Genomic DNA, 15,520 nt, shown 5'->3' on the forward strand with positions numbered 1-15,520 from the left:
GAGCCTTGCGATGATCGATGCTGACTCACGTGACAGCGATGGGTGAGCCGTCGGACGGGCGGCGCGGGGAACGGACGGCCGCCGCGTGCCGGCCGGTGCCGGACGCGGCGTGGCAGGTCGCCGGCCGCCGGGCCCGGGACAGTGGCGTGGCGGTCCGTCGGCTGCGTACGGCGGAGACGTCCGAGGCCGCCGACCTGCTGGCCGGGATCTGGTCACCCGGACGCGGACGGGTGCCGATCGAGGCGAGTCTGCTGATCGCGCTGCTGCATTCGGACAACTACGTGGCCGGAGCCTTCGACGGTCGGTTACTGGTCGGCGTGTGTGTCGGGTTCCCCACGGTGCCAGCGGGTTCCGGGTTGCACTCGCACATCACGGGTGTCCGCGATACGCATCTCGGCCGTGGTCTGGGGGCCGCGCTCAAGCTGCACCAGCGCGCCTGGGCCCTCGGGAACGGCATGACCACCATCACCTGGACCTACGATCCGCTGGTGGCGTGCAACGCCTACTTCAATCTGCATCGCCTCGGGGCCAGGGCGGTCGAGTACGTCCCCGACTTCTACGGCCGGATGAGCGACGCCCTCAACGACGGACAGGCGAGCGATCGGATGGTGACGCGTTGGGAGCTGCCGGTGTGGCCACCCGCGCTGCCGGACCTGCCCGTCGGGCCGCCGGCCCTCGAACTCGGCATGGCCAGGGAGCCGGTCCGGATCACGATGCCGGCCGAGGCGATGACGTGCCGCGTCGCGGTGCCCGACGACATCGCCGCCCTGCGGCTGCGCGACCCCGGGTTGGCTCACGACTGGCGTCTGGCGACCCGCGAGGTGCTGACCGACCTGACCCGGAACGGCTGGCACATCGACGGATTCGACCGGTCCGGGTTCTACCGGCTGGGCAGATCCTGAGCCGACCGCGTTCAGGGCAGTTCGACCCGCACATTGCGCAGCGCGGTGATCGTCGTGTCGCCGGGGTTGCCGCGGCGCGGGGAGATGTCCACCGGCGCTGCCGTGCGGGGGCGGCCGACCGGGACCGCCTGGATGACGAACTCCTGCACCTGCGCCGGCTCGACCGGAGTCAGGTGGATCATGCACAACAACTCGCCGCGTGCTGCGGGGATGGACCACGTCACGTCTGCTGCCGTCGCAGCGGACACGATGTCGTGTGCCGGGCGCGCTTCGCCGAGCGGGCCGACCTCGGCGACCAATTCGTTGATTTCAGCGCGTCGTTCGACCAGCGGTCGGTCGAAGTCGACGTTCGGGGCGAAGACTTCCGCCGCCAGCTCGTCGTCCCAGGAACGGATCAACCGCTCCACCGAGGCACGAAGGTGCACGGTCTCCGGCCACAGGACGATCGTCTCGGCCGGAGTGTCGTCATACGCCAGCAGTGTGCCCAGCGCGTCCATGCAGAGGATTCCGGCACTACTGCGATGGCTGTTGGTCAGGGCGACGATGCCGTGGCCGGAGTCGGGGTGCCAGCACATGAAGAGACTGAAGCCGGGCAGCCCGCCGCCGTGCGCGACGATCGGTCCGCGCTGCAGGTCCAGGTCGATGCGCAGGCCGAGCCCGTAGCCGGAGACGGACGGGTGCAGCGCACCGCCCGTGGTGACAGTGACCGAGGGGGTGTCGACGATGTGCAGTCGTTGCATCTCCCGCCGGGAGGCGCGACTGAGCACCGGCACGTCGCCGTCCTGCGGTGCGCGGAAGGCTGCACCCAGCCAGCTGATCCAGGTGGTCAGATCCCGCACGCTGCTCATGATGCCGCCGGCCGCCGCGAACGCGGCCGAGGCGACATACGGGTAGCCGACCCAGTTGCCGCCGGTGTCCAGGTGATAGCCGGTCGCGCGGCGAACGTCGCTGGGCGCCGCATTGTCGAAGCAGGTCGCGTCCAGGTGCAGTGGTGTGAAGATCTCGTCGCGGACGAAGTCCTCGACCGGGCGTCCGACGGCCCGGCCGACGGCGAGACCGGCGAGTGTGTAGCCCAGGTTGGAGTATTCGTAGACGGCGCCGGGCACGTGGCTGTATCGCAGCCCCTTGGCGACCTGATCCAGCAGCACCTCCTCGGTGGCGTCGATGAACGGGTCGACCCACGAGTTGTCCTCGGTCAGGCCGCCCGACATCGACAACAGCATGCCGAGCGTCGGCGGCTCACAGGGGTCGTCCGCGGTGCCGCTCGCCGAGAACTGCGGGAAGTATGCCGTGATCGGATCGTGCAGCGACAACGCGCCGCGATCCCGGGCGATGAGCGCCGCGCACGCGATGAAGCTCTTGGACATCGAGGCGATCGGGAAGACGGTGTCCACGTCAGGCACCAGGCCGTCGTCCGAGACCACTCCGAACCCCCGGCCGTGACGTAGCCCGCCGGGTCCGCTGATGCCGTAGGCCAATCCCTTGGCGGTGTCGGCGGCGACGTAGTGGGCGAAGTAGGCGTCCAGTTGGGACTCGATCGGGATCCGGATCGTCTCGTTCGACATCGTGTCCATGCTCCTCGGGCGGCGGCTGGGCCGGTTCTTGGGGTGGTGGCCGGCGGGGCGTCGGCCACTCACAAACTAGTGAGACCGACGTGGTGGCGGACCGTTCGGCTGCACCAAATCGACCCCGAAGTTTCGTGCCAGCGACCAGTTCGGACCAGCCCGCCACAGACCTACTGTGGCTCGTGCCCGGCAGGGCGGACCTCAGTGAGTGGGCGGCGGCAGCGCGACCGCAGCGGCCCTTCCTCGTGCGACAGGAGCTGACGATCAATGACCCGCAGGAAGACTCTCACCAGCGCAGTGGTGATGGTGGCCGCAGCCTCGCTGGCCGCGTGTTCGTCGGGCTCCACCAGCTCGGGAGCGGCCGCCGGCACACCCCAGTCCGGGGGCAAGCTGGTGATGGCACGTGCCGACGAAGCCACCAGCCTGTTGCCGTCGGTGCCCACCGACAATGCGTCGATCTGGATCATCGAGGAGATCTACGACACCCTCACCGTCCCGGCACAGAACGGCAAGGACGTGCAGCCGTCGCTCGCGACGTCGTGGACCCAGTCCGCGGACAAACTGAGCTGGACCTTCCACCTGCGCAAAGATGCGAAGTTCACCAATGGCAGTCCGGTCACCTCGGCCGACGTGAAGTTCTCCATCGAACAGAACCAGGCCAAGGATGCTCCGTTCTCGTTCATCGACTCGATCATCACCAAGATCGACACACCGGACGCGAACACCGTGGTGTTCCACACCGCCCAGCCGTGGGCGCCGTTGCCGGCCGACATGGCGCTCTACGCCAATTCGATCGTGCCCAAGAACTACGGGGGCAAGTCGGCCACGGCGTTCGCCCAGCACCCGATCGGATCGGGACCGTTCAAGTTCGACAGCTGGACCAAGGGCAGCAGCCTGAAGATCGTCAAGAACACGGCGTACTGGAGGAAGAACACGCCGCACCTGGACTCGGTGGAGTTCACCGTGGTGCCGGACAGCAACACCCGCAGCACGCAGCTGTCCAGCGGTCAGATCCAGATCAACGAATACCCGTCCAACTCGAGCATCCAGTCGGTGCAGAAGACGCCCTCGCTGCAGGTGAGCACCTTCCCGTCCAGTGAGGTCGACTACCTCGGGATGAACACCAAACGCGAGCCGCTGAACGATCTCAACGTGCGCAAGGCGATCCGGCTCGCGATCGACAAGAAGGCCATCCTGAAGTCCGTCTACTACGGGCACGGAACGATCGCCGGCTCCTACCTGTCACCGACGAGCTGGGCGCACGACGCGTCGATCAAGAGCACGCCGTACGACCTCACCGCCGCCAAGGCCGCGCTGGCCAAGTCCACGGTGCCGCAGGGTTTCAGCACGACGATCACCATCCCCTCGGGCGATCAGAACGCCTCCGGTGAGGCGCAACTGGTGCAGAGCGACCTGGCCAAGATCGGCATCACACTGAAGATCAAGACGCTGGACCCGTCGGCGATCGTGACCGCCAAGCATGCCGGCAACTACGACATGGCGTTCGGGCTCTACACCACCGACATCGTCGACCCGGACGAGATCGCCCGTTTCGCAGGCACGTTCACCGGTGGCGTGCACACCGTCTACACCTGGTTCGACAGCGCGAAGATGAACCAGCTGGCCGCGACCGGCAGCAGCGCATCGGACCAGGGCACCCGCAAGAAGGCCTACGACCAGATGCAGCAGATCATCGACGACAACGTGCCGTTCATCCCGCTGTTCTACGTGCCGGGCATCTACTCCTACTCCCAGAAGGTCGGCGGCTTCCGGCCCGGTGCCACCGGCAACTACTTCCTGGAGCGGGCCTGGTTGGCCCACTAGCGATCCTGCTCCCACCCCGTTGCAACCCTGACCTGATCGCCCTGGCGAAAGGAGCCATCCGTGCTGCGCTGGCTGGTCCGGCGGCTACTGCTCGCCATCCCGGTCGTGTGGGGCGTCGTCACCATCTCGTTCTTTCTGATGCATCTGGCGCCCGGTGACCCGGCCCGAACAGCGTTGGGTGAGAAGGCCGATGCCGCCTCGATCGCCGCACTGCGGCATCAGTGGGGCCTCGACCAGAGCCTGCCGATGCAGTACCTGTCCTACCTCGGACAGCTGATCCACGGCGACCTCGGCACGTCCTTCTACTACCACTCGCAGATCACCGCGCTGATGGCGCAACGGCTCCCGGTCACACTGATCCTGATCCTGCTGAGCGCGGTCTTCGCGGTCGTCATCTCCATCCCCCTGGCCTCGCGCAGTGCGACGCGGCCGAACGGTGTCGCGGCAACGCTCGTCCGGTTGTTCAATGCCGTCATACAGGGTTCACCGACGTTCTTCATCGGCAGCATGCTGATCCTCTTCCTCGGGGTGCGGATCGCGATCTTCCCCGCCGGTGGCTACCCGAGCGGGCTCGGTGCCCGGGCCTGGGCGCTGGTGCTGCCGGCGATCACCATCGCACTGAGCATCGTGCCCCTGTTGGTGCGTGGTCTGCGCGCGGCCATGATCGAGTCCTACGGCAGCGAATACGTCATGTTCGCGAGGTCGAAAGGCTTGACAGCAGGGCCGATCCGACGGCGCTACGTGCTGCGCAATGCGGGCATCTCGGGTGTGAGCATCCTCGGCATCCAGGTCGGCGCACTGGCCAGCGGGGCCCTCGTCATCGAGCAGGTCTTCGCCATACCCGGCATGGGTTCGATGCTGATGACCGGCATCCTCAACCGCGACTACGCGCTGGTGCAGGCCTGCACGCTCATCTTCGGTCTCATCGTCGTGGTGGTCTACCTGCTCACCGATCTGATCTACGCCCGGCTGGACCCGAGAGCGAGGTTGTCATGACCACGACCGAATCCGCCACCTCCGTCGTCCCGCCCGAAACGGTGCCGGAGGTCCGTTCCGCCGGCTGGGCGCCGGGATGGCTACGTCGGCACAATCTGCCGCTGTGGCTCGGCGCGTCGATGATCGGTGTGCTGGCGCTGGCAGCCATCTTCGCGCCACTGATCACCCGGCACGATCCGACCACCCCCGACGCCATGCACACGCTGCTGGGACCGTCCGCGGACCATTGGTTCGGCACCGACAACCTGGGCCGTGACGTCTTCTCGCGCGTGGTGTACGGCGCCCGCAGCGACCTGACCATCGCAGTGGTCGCGGTCATCGCGCCCTTCCTCATCGGGCTCGTATTCGGTGTCGTGTCAGGCTATTTCGGTGGCTGGATCGACACGATCCTGATGCGTCTGGCCGACATCGTCACGGCGTTCCCGTTCTTCATCCTGGTCATCGCATTGGTGTTCGTGCTGGGCAACGGTGCCTGGAGCATCTTCGTGGCGATCACCTGCGTGTCGTGGGTGGCCTACGCACGCCTGGTGCGCGGCGAGGCGATGGTGCTGCGCCACAAGGAGTTCGTCGCGGCCTGCCAGGCCGGCGGCATCTCGACCGGACGGATCCTGGTGTGGCACTTCGCGCCCAACGTCGCCACCCAGGCGATCGTCTATGCGATGAGCGACATCGTGATGAACGTCGGCGTGATCGTGACGCTCAGCTACTTCGGGCTCGGCATCGTGCCGCCGACACCGGACTGGGGCTCGATGATGGCCGACGGCCAGCAGTTCCTGGCCGGCGGCTACTACGGGGTGACGTTGTTCCCCGCCGGTGCCGTCATCTGGACCAGTCTGGCGCTGTCCTTCATCGGCGACGGGCTGGCGCACGCACTGCGGGTCGAGCGATGAGCAGCGGTATGACGTCCCGCGAACCCTTGCTGTCCGTGGAGGACCTGACACTGAAGGTGCGGGTCGGAGGCGCCGAATGGGCTGCGCTGGAGCACCTTTCGTTCGATGTCGGGTATGGCGAGGCGCGTGGCCTGGTGGGCGAATCCGGCTCCGGCAAGAGCCTCACATTGCGTGCCATCCTCGGGCTGCTGCCGCCGAATGCAGTCATCACGTCGGGTCGGATGCAGTTCGACGGTGATGAGTTCGACCTCGCGCGGCAGGGCAAGCAGGAGCGCCGGCGGCTGGAACGCCTTCGTGGCGCCGGGATCTCGATGATCTTCCAGGAACCGTCGGTCGCACTGAATCCGGTGATCCCGGTCGGCGAGCAGATCGTCGACGCCGTCATGCGGCGCGACGGGATGCGGCGCGCCGCGGCGCGCGACTACGCCATACACCTGATGGAGCTGGTGGGGATCCACGACGCCGAGCAGAAGGTCGACGCCTATCCGTTCGAGTTGTCCGGTGGCCTCAAACAACGCGTGATGATCGCTGCCGCGGTCGCCGGCAAGCCCAAGCTGATCCTCTGCGACGAACCGACGACCGCGCTGGACGTGACCGTGCAGCAGCAGATCCTGAGCCTGTTCACCCATCTGCGGGACGAGCTGGACGCCGGATTGCTCTATGTCACACACGATCTGGCAGTCGTCGCGCAACTGTGCGACTCGGTGACCGTGCTCTACTCGGGCAATGTCATGGAAGGCTCGACGGACCTGCGGGCGGTCTTCGAACGACCGCAACATCCCTACACCGAGGCACTGCTGCGGTCGACACCGGACATCGACCGCATCGGCCGCCGGCTCTACTCGATCCCCGGCAGCGCGCCCTCGCTGGCGGACCGGCCCGTCGGCTGTCCGTTCGCGCCTCGCTGCGAACACCGGCAGGACGACTGCGAGATCACGCGGGTGCCCGGCACGTCCTCGATCGACGGCCGGGAGGTGCACTGCCTGCATCCGGTCGGCAGCGCCACCGGACAGATCGAACTGGCCGAGGAGGCACGATGACCGACGAGCCTTTGCTGCAGTGCACCGACGTGGTGGTGACGTTTCAGCAGAAGCAATCCCACACGATGCTGCAAGCGGTCCGGTCGGCATCGCTGACCGTGGGGCGCGGCGAGATCGTTGGGCTGGTCGGTGAGTCCGGCTCCGGCAAGTCGACCCTCGCCCGCGCGGTGGTGGGGCTGCAGCCGATCGACTCCGGCTCGATCAGCTTCGAGGGCAAGCGGTTCGGCGCGCGACGCAGCCGTGCGGACCGGCGCGGCATACAGATGGTGTTCCAGGACCCCTACGGCTCGCTGGACCCGCGCATGACGATCCGCGGCACCCTGGTCGAGATGCTGCGCAGGCACACAGCACTGCGCGGCTCGGCCATCGACGAACGGTGCCGGGAGCTGATGGACCAGGTCCGGTTGCCCGCCTCGCTGCTCGGCTCCCGGCCGGCCGGCATGTCCGGCGGTCAACGGCAGCGGGTGGCCATCGCCCGGGCGTTGTCGATCCAGCCGCGACTGCTGGTGGCCGATGAACCGGTCGCGGCGCTGGACGTGTCGGTGCAGGCCGGCATCGTCAACCTGCTGTCCGACCTGCGCGATCAGGTCGGTCTGTCGATCCTGTTCATCTCCCACGACCTGTCGATCGTGCGCACCCTGTGCGACCGGGTGAACGTCATCTATCGCGGTGAGATCGTCGAGGAGCAGGGCTGTGCGGAGCTCTTCGCCGATCCGCGCGACGACTACACCAAGACGTTGCTCGCGGCGATCCCGCGGCTGGGAGGCCCGCGCAGCGTCGGGCTGGCCGACGGGCGCTCACTGCTCCGGTAGCGGCGGCAGGTCGGCGCCGGGCACCCAGCGGTCGAAGATCTCGCGCGCGGGCACCGTGCCGCCGATCTGGCACAGCACGGCGATGCCGCCCAGCCAGGCACGGTGGATCATCACGTAGCTCGGCGGCAGGTTGAGCCGCAGACCGACGGTGAAGGTGGAGTTGCGGGGATCGTTGAGGAAGTTGAAGATGCCGCGCAACCACTCGCGGTCGAAGCGGAAGTCATTGCTGCGCAACGGTTTCAGGAAAACTCCGAGATAGTCGAGCACGTCCTGGGCGTCGACGTCGATCGAACGCTTCACGAAGCCCTCGTCACGCAAACCCTCCAGCAGTGCCACCTCGTCGCCGCGCAGCGCCGCCGAGATCAACTCGCCCATCGCGGGGGGCAGCCCGTCGGGCAGCCGATTGACCGCGCCGAAGTCGAGGACACCCAGCCGCCCGCCCGGCAGCAACCGGAAGTTGCCGGGATGCGGGTCGGCGTGCAGCAGTCCGGCGCGCTCCGGGCCGCTCACCAGGAACTCGAAGTAGCGCGCGGCCGCGAGGTCGCGTTCCTCCGGGGTGCCCGACGTGATGATCTGGGACAGCGGCACACCGTCGATCCAGTCGCTGACGATGACCTGCTCGGTGGCGAAGACGACCTGCGGCAGCAGGTAATCGGGGTCGTCGGCATATGCCTCGGCGAACTGCTCGTGCATCGCCGCTTCGAGGCTGTAGTCGGTCTCCTCGGCCATCCGTCCCTTCAGCTCGCGCAGGATCGGCGCCACGTCGAGTCCGGGCACCCAGCTGGTGCTCATCCGGGCCACCCGGGACAGCTGGTTGAGGTCGGACATGAGCGCCTCGGCGGCGCCCGGATATTGCACCTTGACCGCGACCTCGCGCCCGTCGCGCCATACGGCGTGGTGCACCTGGCCGATCGACGCGGCCGCGCGCGGCTGCTCCTCGAACTCGCGGAATGTGGCGCGCCACTTCGCCCCGAGCTGGTCGGCGAGGACGGCGTGCAACGACGTGGTGGACATCGCCGGAGCGGTGTCCTGCAGCTTGGTCAACGTCGACCGGTAGGGCGCGGCGAGCTCCTCCGGCAGCGCCGCCTCGAACATCGACAGCGACTGGCCGAACTTCATCGCGCCGCCCTTGAGTCCGCCGAGCACGCGGAAGAGCTGCTCGGCGGTCTGCGCCTGCAGTTCGGCGGTGACCGCCTCGGCAGGGCGGCCTCCGACACGCTTGCCGAGCCCGACGGCGGCACGCGCGCCGATGCCGAGCGGCAGCGTCGCGAGCCGGGCGGCCCGGGTCACGGCCTTACGGGGCAATTCGCTCATGCCCTCATTGTCACCCTTGCCTCCGCGGCGCCGCAGCAGGACGGGTGGCACGTCCACAAGTGGTGCCGCACGCGAGGCTGCGGACGCTCCAGGCTGAGGCTCACCCCGGCCGGCAACGGCTCGTGCTCCAGCAGCCCGCGCGCAATCAGCGCGGTGAGCGCCGCCGCGGCGCTGCGTAGTTCAGGCACCGTGTCCATCTCGCGGTCGACGTCGGTGTGCACGGCGCGCGACGCGAGCCAGGACGCCCAGCCCGGATCACGGGCACCGCGATGCAGGTCGAGGCAGCTGAGGCAGGGCCCGCTGCCCGGGCGCACCAGCGGCCCGACGCTGAGGCGGCCACCGGACACCACGACCGGCAGCTGCGGTATGCCGCGACGCTGCCACGGCTGTCCGGCCAGCGGCGCGAGCGCGTCGACCGCGGGCAGCACCACCAGGTCAGCAGGTGGTCCGGCGGGATCGGACTCCGGTGCCAGCAACGCCTCGGGCTCGTTGACGACCCGCCCCACGACCGGCTGCAGGGCCCGGCAGATCTCCTCCGGCAACGGACCCGCACCCAGCACCAGCGCCTGTCCGGCGACCGTCTGGCCGGCGGTGAGCCGAGCGGCCGCCCGGTGGACCGCGCCGAGCACCTGCGACCACCGCGCGGAGGGGGCGCACCGATGCCGGACGACACCGGGGGCACGCAGCGCGGCGGTCAGGCCGACGACCGCGGTGGTCTCGGTCTCGGTGAGACCTTCCAGGACCAGTGCGCCGGGACTGCCGCCGGTCATCATCACGGCGCCGGCGCCGCGGCGGCGGACCGCGAGGGTCGACGGCAGCCGCGGCGCGAGCTCCCGCACTGGTTCAGTCATCAGCGGTGTCCCTTCGATCCCGAGGCGATGGCGTGTGACGCCGGTCGCGGCGCACCCAGCCACCGTGCCAGCAGCGCCGCGTTCCCCGCAGAAGTTGTCCACAGGCCCGACCTGCTCCGGCCCGACGGACACGTCGGGCTGAGGATCGCGGGCCGACCTCGTCGCCAATGTCACCCGCATCGCTTAGGTTCGGGGTATGACGTCGCCGACACCCGAAGTGGAAGTGCGGCGCTCTGCGCGACGCCGGCGCACGGTGTCGGCATACCGCGAAGGCGACCGCATCGTGGTGCTGGTGCCTGCCCGGTTGTCCCCACGCGACGAGGAGCGGCTGGTCGCCGACATGGTCCGCAAGGTGGAGGCGGCGGCCGCGCGGGGGAGGTCCACCGACGCCGAGTTGATGGAGCGCGCGGCAGCCCTGTCCACGCGCTACCTCGGCGGCCTGGCCCATCCGGTGTCGGTGCGGTGGGTTGCCAATCAGCGTGCCCGCTGGGGCTCGTGCACCCCGGCCAACGGCACCATCCGGCTGTCCGACCGGTTGCAGGGCATGCCCGAATACGTCAGCGACTACGTCCTGCTGCACGAGTTGGCACACCTGTTACAGCCCGACCACGGCAAGAGCTTCTGGTCGCTGCTGGAGGCCTTCCCGCGCCTGGAGCGGGCCCGTGGTTACCTCGACGGTGTCGCGTTCGGGTTGGGTATGCCGTCCGATCAGGACGACGAGACGGTCGGTGACGCAGCGGACGATCCGGACGGCGACCTGCCGGCCGTGGTGCGTGACTCCTCAGGCTGAGATCAGCGGGGTGCGCAACTGCTCGATGCAGTGCGCGAGGTCGGGGTCGGTGGGCTCGGGCAGTGCGTCGACCGGCCACCACCGCACGTCGTGCGACTCCTCGGAGACGGTCACTTCCGCGTCCTGTGGTGCGATCGCCGCCACCCGAAGGTCCCAGTGCGCCGTGCACCGCCCGAACGCGCCGGTCAGGTCGTGCCGGTGCAGATAGATCGCCCCGGGCACCGCGGTGAGACCCTCGATGCCGGATTCCTCGGTCGCCTCGCGCAGCGCCGCACCGGCGACCGTGCGGTCGCCGGCCTCGAAATGTCCGCCGGGCTGCAACCACAGCCGGGCCTTCTTGTGCAGCACCAGCAGCACCTGCTGTCCGTCGGCCGAGAAGACGACCGCGCTGGCGGTGAAGTGCTCCGGCGGCCCGTGCCGCCACATCGCGTCGTCGTATGCCGCCAGGTGTGCCTCGAACGCGTCCCGCAACGGAGTCGCCGGCGCGGTGCGCAACACCTCGAAGGCGTTGTCGCGCAGCGGATCGCTCACGCGTCGCCCGTGCCGTGGTCGCCCTTGCCGTCGTCACCGTCGGGCCGGTCGTCCTCGCCGCCGCGCTCGGCATCCAGCTCCGCGGTGCCCTGCGCCAACAGCGCTTCGAGGGCGGCATCGACCTCGTCGGGCGCGGTCGCGGCCTCCTCCGGCTGCTGACGGCGTCGGACGTAGCCGCTGGGGTCGTCGAGGTCGGCGGTGGTCGGTGCGAAGTCCGGGTGCTTCCACGCGGCGTCGCGCTCCGCGGCGCCGAGGCCGGCCTCCAGCTCGGTGAAGACCTGGGCCGCGTCGCGCAGCCGTCGCGGCCGCAGCTCCAGGCCGACCAGGGAGGCGAACACGCGCTCCGCCGGGCCGCCGGAGGCCCGGCGGCGGCGGACGGCCTCGGACAACTGCACGGTGTGCGGCAGGTGCTTGCCGGCGGCCTCATTGGTGACGACGTCCACCCAGCCCTCGACCAGTGCCAGCAACGTCTCGAGATGCGCCAGCGCGCGCTGCTGCGCCTCGGACGGTTCGTTGCTGAAGAGCGAACCCTGCAGCGCCTCCTGCATCGCCGCCGGGTCGGAGGTGTCGGCGTCGGCGACCGCGCGTTCGATGCCGTCGGTGTCGATGGAGATGTCTCCGGCATACGACTGGACGGCGGCGATCAGCGCGGGGCCGAGCCAGGCGACCGAGGCGAAGAGGCGGGCGCGGGCGGCCTCGCGCACGGCGAGATAGAGGTGCACCTCACCACCGTCGATCTCCAGGCCTTCGGCGAAGTCGCGCACGTTGGCCGGCAGCATCGCAATGCCGTCGGTGAGCGGCAGCCCGACCTCGGTGCCGCTGACCAGCTCACCCGCGAGCGCACCGACGGCCTGCCCGATCTGCGCACCGAACATGCCGGCGCTCATCCGCGCCATCATCGGCTGCATCTGGCCCATCATCTCGGCGGGATTGATGCCGGCCGGCAGGCCCATCTCCTCGGCCTGGTGCGGATCCAGCCGGCGCAGCTGCTCGCCCATCGCGCGCTCGATCGCGGCGTTCACACCGCTGGCGACCGGCTCGACCAGTTGACGCCACATGGGCATCGTCTGCTCGACCCACTCGGCGCGACTGAGTGCCTTGGCTGGGCCGACGGCCGCGAACTCGGTGACCTCGTCCAGCCACAGGTTGGCGACCTGCACGACCTGCTCCACGTCACGCACCGTCGCGGCACCGACGCTGGAGTCGCCGGCCGCGGCGACCGTCTTGCGGGCGACGTCGGTGGCCAGCTCGAGGTTGACCGGGCCGTCGACCGGGGCGGACATCATCGCCTGCAGCTGGCTCTGCAGCATCTGCATCATCTGCGGGTTGATGCCGTCCGGACCGAGCTCGATGCCCATCTGCTCCAGGGCACCTGCGAGTTGGTCGTTGCCGGAGTCGCCGCCGAGGATCGACCGCAGGAGTTCGGACAGGTCCGGCTCCTTGGCGGAGTCGTCGCCGAAGTTGTCGTCGGGGCGCTCGGGTGGGTTGTCAGACATCTCTCTCCGTCCTGTGCCGGTGCCCGGGCGGGGCACGCGGCGAATGCGCGCCGGTCGCGGTGAATAGGCTTTCCACTAGACAACCACGAAGCGGCCGGTGGGGTTCCACCACCCGGGCTGTGTTCGCTGCCAGCGCAACGAGGAGGACCAGGTATGACGATCTCGGACGGGACGACGGACCGGACGCCCGATGCCCGGGTGCGTCTGGTGGACCTGCGGGACGAGGCGTTGTCCGTCGACGAGGCGCTCGCCGCGGTGAGCGATCCGGCCGCCGGCGGAGTCGCGCTCTTCGTCGGCACGGTGCGCCGGCAGGACCACGCCAAAGCCGTTGAGCTGCTGGACTACTCGGCTCACCCCAGCGCGGTGGACACGCTGCGCGAGGTGGCCGAGTCGGTGTTGACCGACGAGATCACCGCGCTCGCGGCGGTGCACCGGGTCGGCCGGCTGGCGATCGGGGATACGGCCGTGGTGGTCGCGGTCAGTGCACCGCACCGTGGAGCCGCGCTCACAGTTTGCCGGGAGATGATCGACACTCTCAAAGCGCGGGTGCCGATCTGGAAGCACCAGGTGTTCCGCGACGGAAGTGACGAATGGGTCGGACTGTAGATCGATGACAGGTGCGCAGGACCGAGGCGAGGACACGGACACAGTGGGTGGATCACCAGGGACCATGAACGCACAGCCGGACGGTCACCCGGGTACGGGAGCGGCCCCCGGGCCGGTCGCGGGGGCGAAGCGGTCGCTCAGCGGGCGCAACGTCGCGCTGCTGGTGACCGCCGTGGTGCTGGTGATCGCGGTGGCCGCACTCAACCTGATCCACGTGCCCAAGGTGATCCTGCGTCCGGGGCCGGTGACCAACACGCTGGGCAAGACCGACGGCAAGCCGGTGATCGAGGTCAAGGGCGTCAAGACGTACCCGACGTCGGGCACCCTCGACTTCACGACGGTGTCGATGGCCGGTGGGCCGCAGTACCCGGTGAGCATCATGGAGTGGCTGCGCGCCAAGTATTTCGAGGACGACGCCGAGATCTATCCCGAGGACGTCTGGTTCCCCCAGGGCATCACCTCCAAGCAGGTGCAGAAGCAGAGCACCGCGGAGATGACCAACTCGCAACAGACCGCGGAGGTCGTCGCCATGCGCGCCGCCGGCATCATCGTCCCGGAGACCATCAAGGTCATCCAGCTGCAGAAGGGCGCCGCTGCGCAGGGCACGCTGAAGCCCGGCGACGTGCTGGTCAAGCTCGACGGCACGAAGGTCACCACGCTGAAGTCCGTCTCCACGGTGATGGCGAAGGTCAAGGCCGGCACCGCGGTGCCCGTCACCGTCGAGCGCGGCGGCAAGCAGCTGCGGTTGACGGTGCCCACCAGCGCGGGGGACGGCGGCCACGCGGTGTTCGGCATCGCGATCTCCCCGTCATACGCATTCCCCTACCAGGTGAAGGTCAACGCGGGCGACGTGGGCGGACCGTCGGCGGGCACGATGTTCACGCTGGCGATCTACGACCTGCTGACTCCGGGTGCGCTGACCGGTGGCCACCAGATCGCCGGCACCGGGACGATGAGCGAGGACGGGTCCGTCGGTCCCATCGGCGGCATCCGGCAGAAGATGCTGGGGGCCAAACGCGCCGGCGCGAAGTTCTTCCTCGCACCGACCAGTGACTGTTCGGAGGCGAAGGGTCACGAGCCGAAGGGTCTGACCGTCATCCGGATCGACACGGTCAAGGACGCCATCTCCGAGGTCGAGCAGATCGCCCAGGGCAAGACCAGCGGGTTCCCCAGCTGCTGACTCGGCCGTCCAGCGAAGGAGCCGCAATGCCGACGTCGGGGTCCCCGCGACGTATGAGGTGACCCAGCGGAGGAGAACGCCGTGGGGTGACGTCAGTCCTGCAGGGTGACCTGCAGGGCGTGCACCAGGCCCGGTGCGATGTCCTTGCCGACCGCGACCTTGTCGTCGGCGTCGTGGGCCCGCTGCCGCAGCAGGCAGATCGAGTCACCGTTGCGCAGCACCGCGACCAGCAGCCGCACGTCGGCCCGGTCCGGATGCGCCGCCAGCGCCTCCGCCGCGGCCTCGGCGTTCTCCGGCAGATCCCGCTCGGCCTCCGGCGGCACGACGATCCGCTCCACCGCCAGCGCGACGCCGTCGACCTCGGCCGGCCAGGCGAGTTGACGCAACAGGCTCTCGATGTTGGAGGTCTGCGGCAGCCCCTCCTGCTCGATGGTGCTGTATGCCGAGGGGTCCGCCCCGGCAAGCTGTCCGGCCAGACCCGGCTCGCGGGCCAGCAGGTCGGCGTTGCGCGCGATGGCGAACAGCCGCGGCGACTGGTCCCACCCGGCGGAGGCGACGTGTCGTTCGGTGTCGAGGGCGCATTCGGCCAGCGGGCTCAGGACCTGCTTGAGCTGCTGACCCGGGTCAGTGGCGTCTTCCGGCATACGACCAATGCTGCCGTATTGCGATCGGGCAACGCCTGGGCCCCGCACATAAGTGCGCGGGTTAGGTTGTCCCCAGACC

15 protein-coding genes are annotated in these 15,520 nt (G+C 69.1%); 9 read left to right on the top strand and 6 right to left on the bottom strand.

What is annotated here, in order from left to right:
• The first annotated feature begins 29 nt into the window (after positions 1–29).
• A complete protein-coding gene (locus ACYVBN_RS01630; protein ID WP_460599025.1) occupies positions 30–902 on the top strand; it encodes a hypothetical protein in 873 nt (290 codons plus the stop codon).
• Positions 903–913: 11 nt separating this feature from the next.
• Here ACYVBN_RS01630 and ACYVBN_RS01635 read toward each other — a convergent pair whose 3' ends face one another.
• The gene (locus ACYVBN_RS01635) at positions 914–2,467 is read right to left on the bottom strand and encodes a serine hydrolase domain-containing protein (RefSeq protein ID WP_460599026.1); all 1,554 of its coding nucleotides are present in this window, start codon (positions 2,465–2,467) and stop codon (positions 914–916) included.
• A gap of 267 nt (positions 2,468–2,734) precedes the next feature.
• On the opposite strand from ACYVBN_RS01635, the gene ACYVBN_RS01640 reads away from it, so the two are divergent.
• From ACYVBN_RS01640 to ACYVBN_RS01660, 5 genes are read left to right on the top strand one after another with little or no spacing between them, the layout of a single operon-like run.
• Positions 2,735–4,291, top strand: a complete 1,557-nt coding sequence (locus ACYVBN_RS01640; RefSeq protein WP_460599027.1) for an ABC transporter substrate-binding protein — start codon at positions 2,735–2,737, stop codon at positions 4,289–4,291.
• A gap of 60 nt (positions 4,292–4,351) precedes the next feature.
• The gene (locus ACYVBN_RS01645) at positions 4,352–5,287 is read left to right on the top strand and encodes an ABC transporter permease (RefSeq protein ID WP_440282241.1); all 936 of its coding nucleotides are present in this window, start codon (positions 4,352–4,354) and stop codon (positions 5,285–5,287) included.
• Entirely contained in the window at positions 5,284–6,177 is an 894-nt protein-coding gene (locus tag ACYVBN_RS01650; protein WP_460599028.1) for an ABC transporter permease, read from the top strand. The genes ACYVBN_RS01645 and ACYVBN_RS01650 overlap by 4 nt, the downstream gene beginning before the upstream one ends.
• An 8-nt stretch (positions 6,178–6,185) precedes the next feature.
• A complete protein-coding gene (locus ACYVBN_RS01655) occupies positions 6,186–7,217 on the top strand; it encodes an ABC transporter ATP-binding protein (RefSeq protein ID WP_460599029.1) in 1,032 nt (343 codons plus the stop codon).
• Positions 7,214–8,029: an ABC transporter ATP-binding protein gene (locus ACYVBN_RS01660; protein ID WP_460599030.1), complete on the top strand. Its 816-nt coding sequence runs from the start codon at positions 7,214–7,216 to the stop codon at positions 8,027–8,029. Before ACYVBN_RS01655 ends, ACYVBN_RS01660 begins: the two co-directional genes overlap by 4 nt.
• On the opposite strand, the gene ACYVBN_RS01665 is transcribed toward ACYVBN_RS01660, so the two are convergent.
• Complete coding sequence (locus ACYVBN_RS01665) at positions 8,015–9,343, bottom strand: ABC1 kinase family protein (protein WP_440282245.1); 1,329 nt, start codon at positions 9,341–9,343, stop codon at positions 8,015–8,017. The two genes, ACYVBN_RS01660 and ACYVBN_RS01665, sit on opposite strands and share 15 nt — an antisense overlap.
• A complete protein-coding gene (locus ACYVBN_RS01670; protein WP_460599031.1) occupies positions 9,340–10,194 on the bottom strand; it encodes a hypothetical protein in 855 nt (284 codons plus the stop codon). Before ACYVBN_RS01670 ends, ACYVBN_RS01665 begins: the two co-directional genes overlap by 4 nt.
• Before the next feature lie 196 nt (positions 10,195–10,390).
• Between ACYVBN_RS01670 and ACYVBN_RS01675 the strand changes: the two genes are divergently transcribed.
• Positions 10,391–10,984, top strand: a complete 594-nt coding sequence (locus tag ACYVBN_RS01675; RefSeq protein ID WP_460599032.1) for a M48 metallopeptidase family protein — start codon at positions 10,391–10,393, stop codon at positions 10,982–10,984.
• On the opposite strand, the gene ACYVBN_RS01680 is transcribed toward ACYVBN_RS01675, so the two are convergent.
• Together ACYVBN_RS01680 and ACYVBN_RS01685 are read right to left on the bottom strand one after the other, a co-directional pair.
• Positions 10,976–11,515 carry an NUDIX hydrolase gene (locus ACYVBN_RS01680; RefSeq protein ID WP_460599033.1) on the bottom strand — a complete coding sequence of 180 codons (540 nt, stop codon included), beginning with the start codon at positions 11,513–11,515 and terminating at the stop codon, positions 10,976–10,978. The genes ACYVBN_RS01675 and ACYVBN_RS01680 overlap by 9 nt on opposite strands.
• Complete coding sequence (locus ACYVBN_RS01685) at positions 11,512–13,011, bottom strand: zinc-dependent metalloprotease (RefSeq protein WP_460599034.1); 1,500 nt, start codon at positions 13,009–13,011, stop codon at positions 11,512–11,514. Before ACYVBN_RS01685 ends, ACYVBN_RS01680 begins: the two co-directional genes overlap by 4 nt.
• Before the next feature lie 153 nt (positions 13,012–13,164).
• Between ACYVBN_RS01685 and ACYVBN_RS01690 the strand changes: the two genes are divergently transcribed.
• Positions 13,165–13,617 (top strand): molybdenum cofactor biosynthesis protein MoaE, encoded by a 453-nt coding sequence (locus ACYVBN_RS01690; protein WP_440282250.1) that lies wholly within the window; start codon positions 13,165–13,167, stop codon positions 13,615–13,617.
• Between the two features lie 64 nt (positions 13,618–13,681).
• A complete protein-coding gene (locus ACYVBN_RS01695; RefSeq protein ID WP_460599035.1) occupies positions 13,682–14,797 on the top strand; it encodes a YlbL family protein in 1,116 nt (371 codons plus the stop codon).
• A gap of 92 nt (positions 14,798–14,889) precedes the next feature.
• Here ACYVBN_RS01695 and ACYVBN_RS01700 read toward each other — a convergent pair whose 3' ends face one another.
• Positions 14,890–15,441 carry a PPA1309 family protein gene (locus ACYVBN_RS01700; protein ID WP_440282252.1) on the bottom strand — a complete coding sequence of 184 codons (552 nt, stop codon included), beginning with the start codon at positions 15,439–15,441 and terminating at the stop codon, positions 14,890–14,892.
• Positions 15,442–15,520 lie beyond the last annotated feature (79 nt).

It is taken from the genome of Flexivirga lutea, assembly GCF_054778955.1.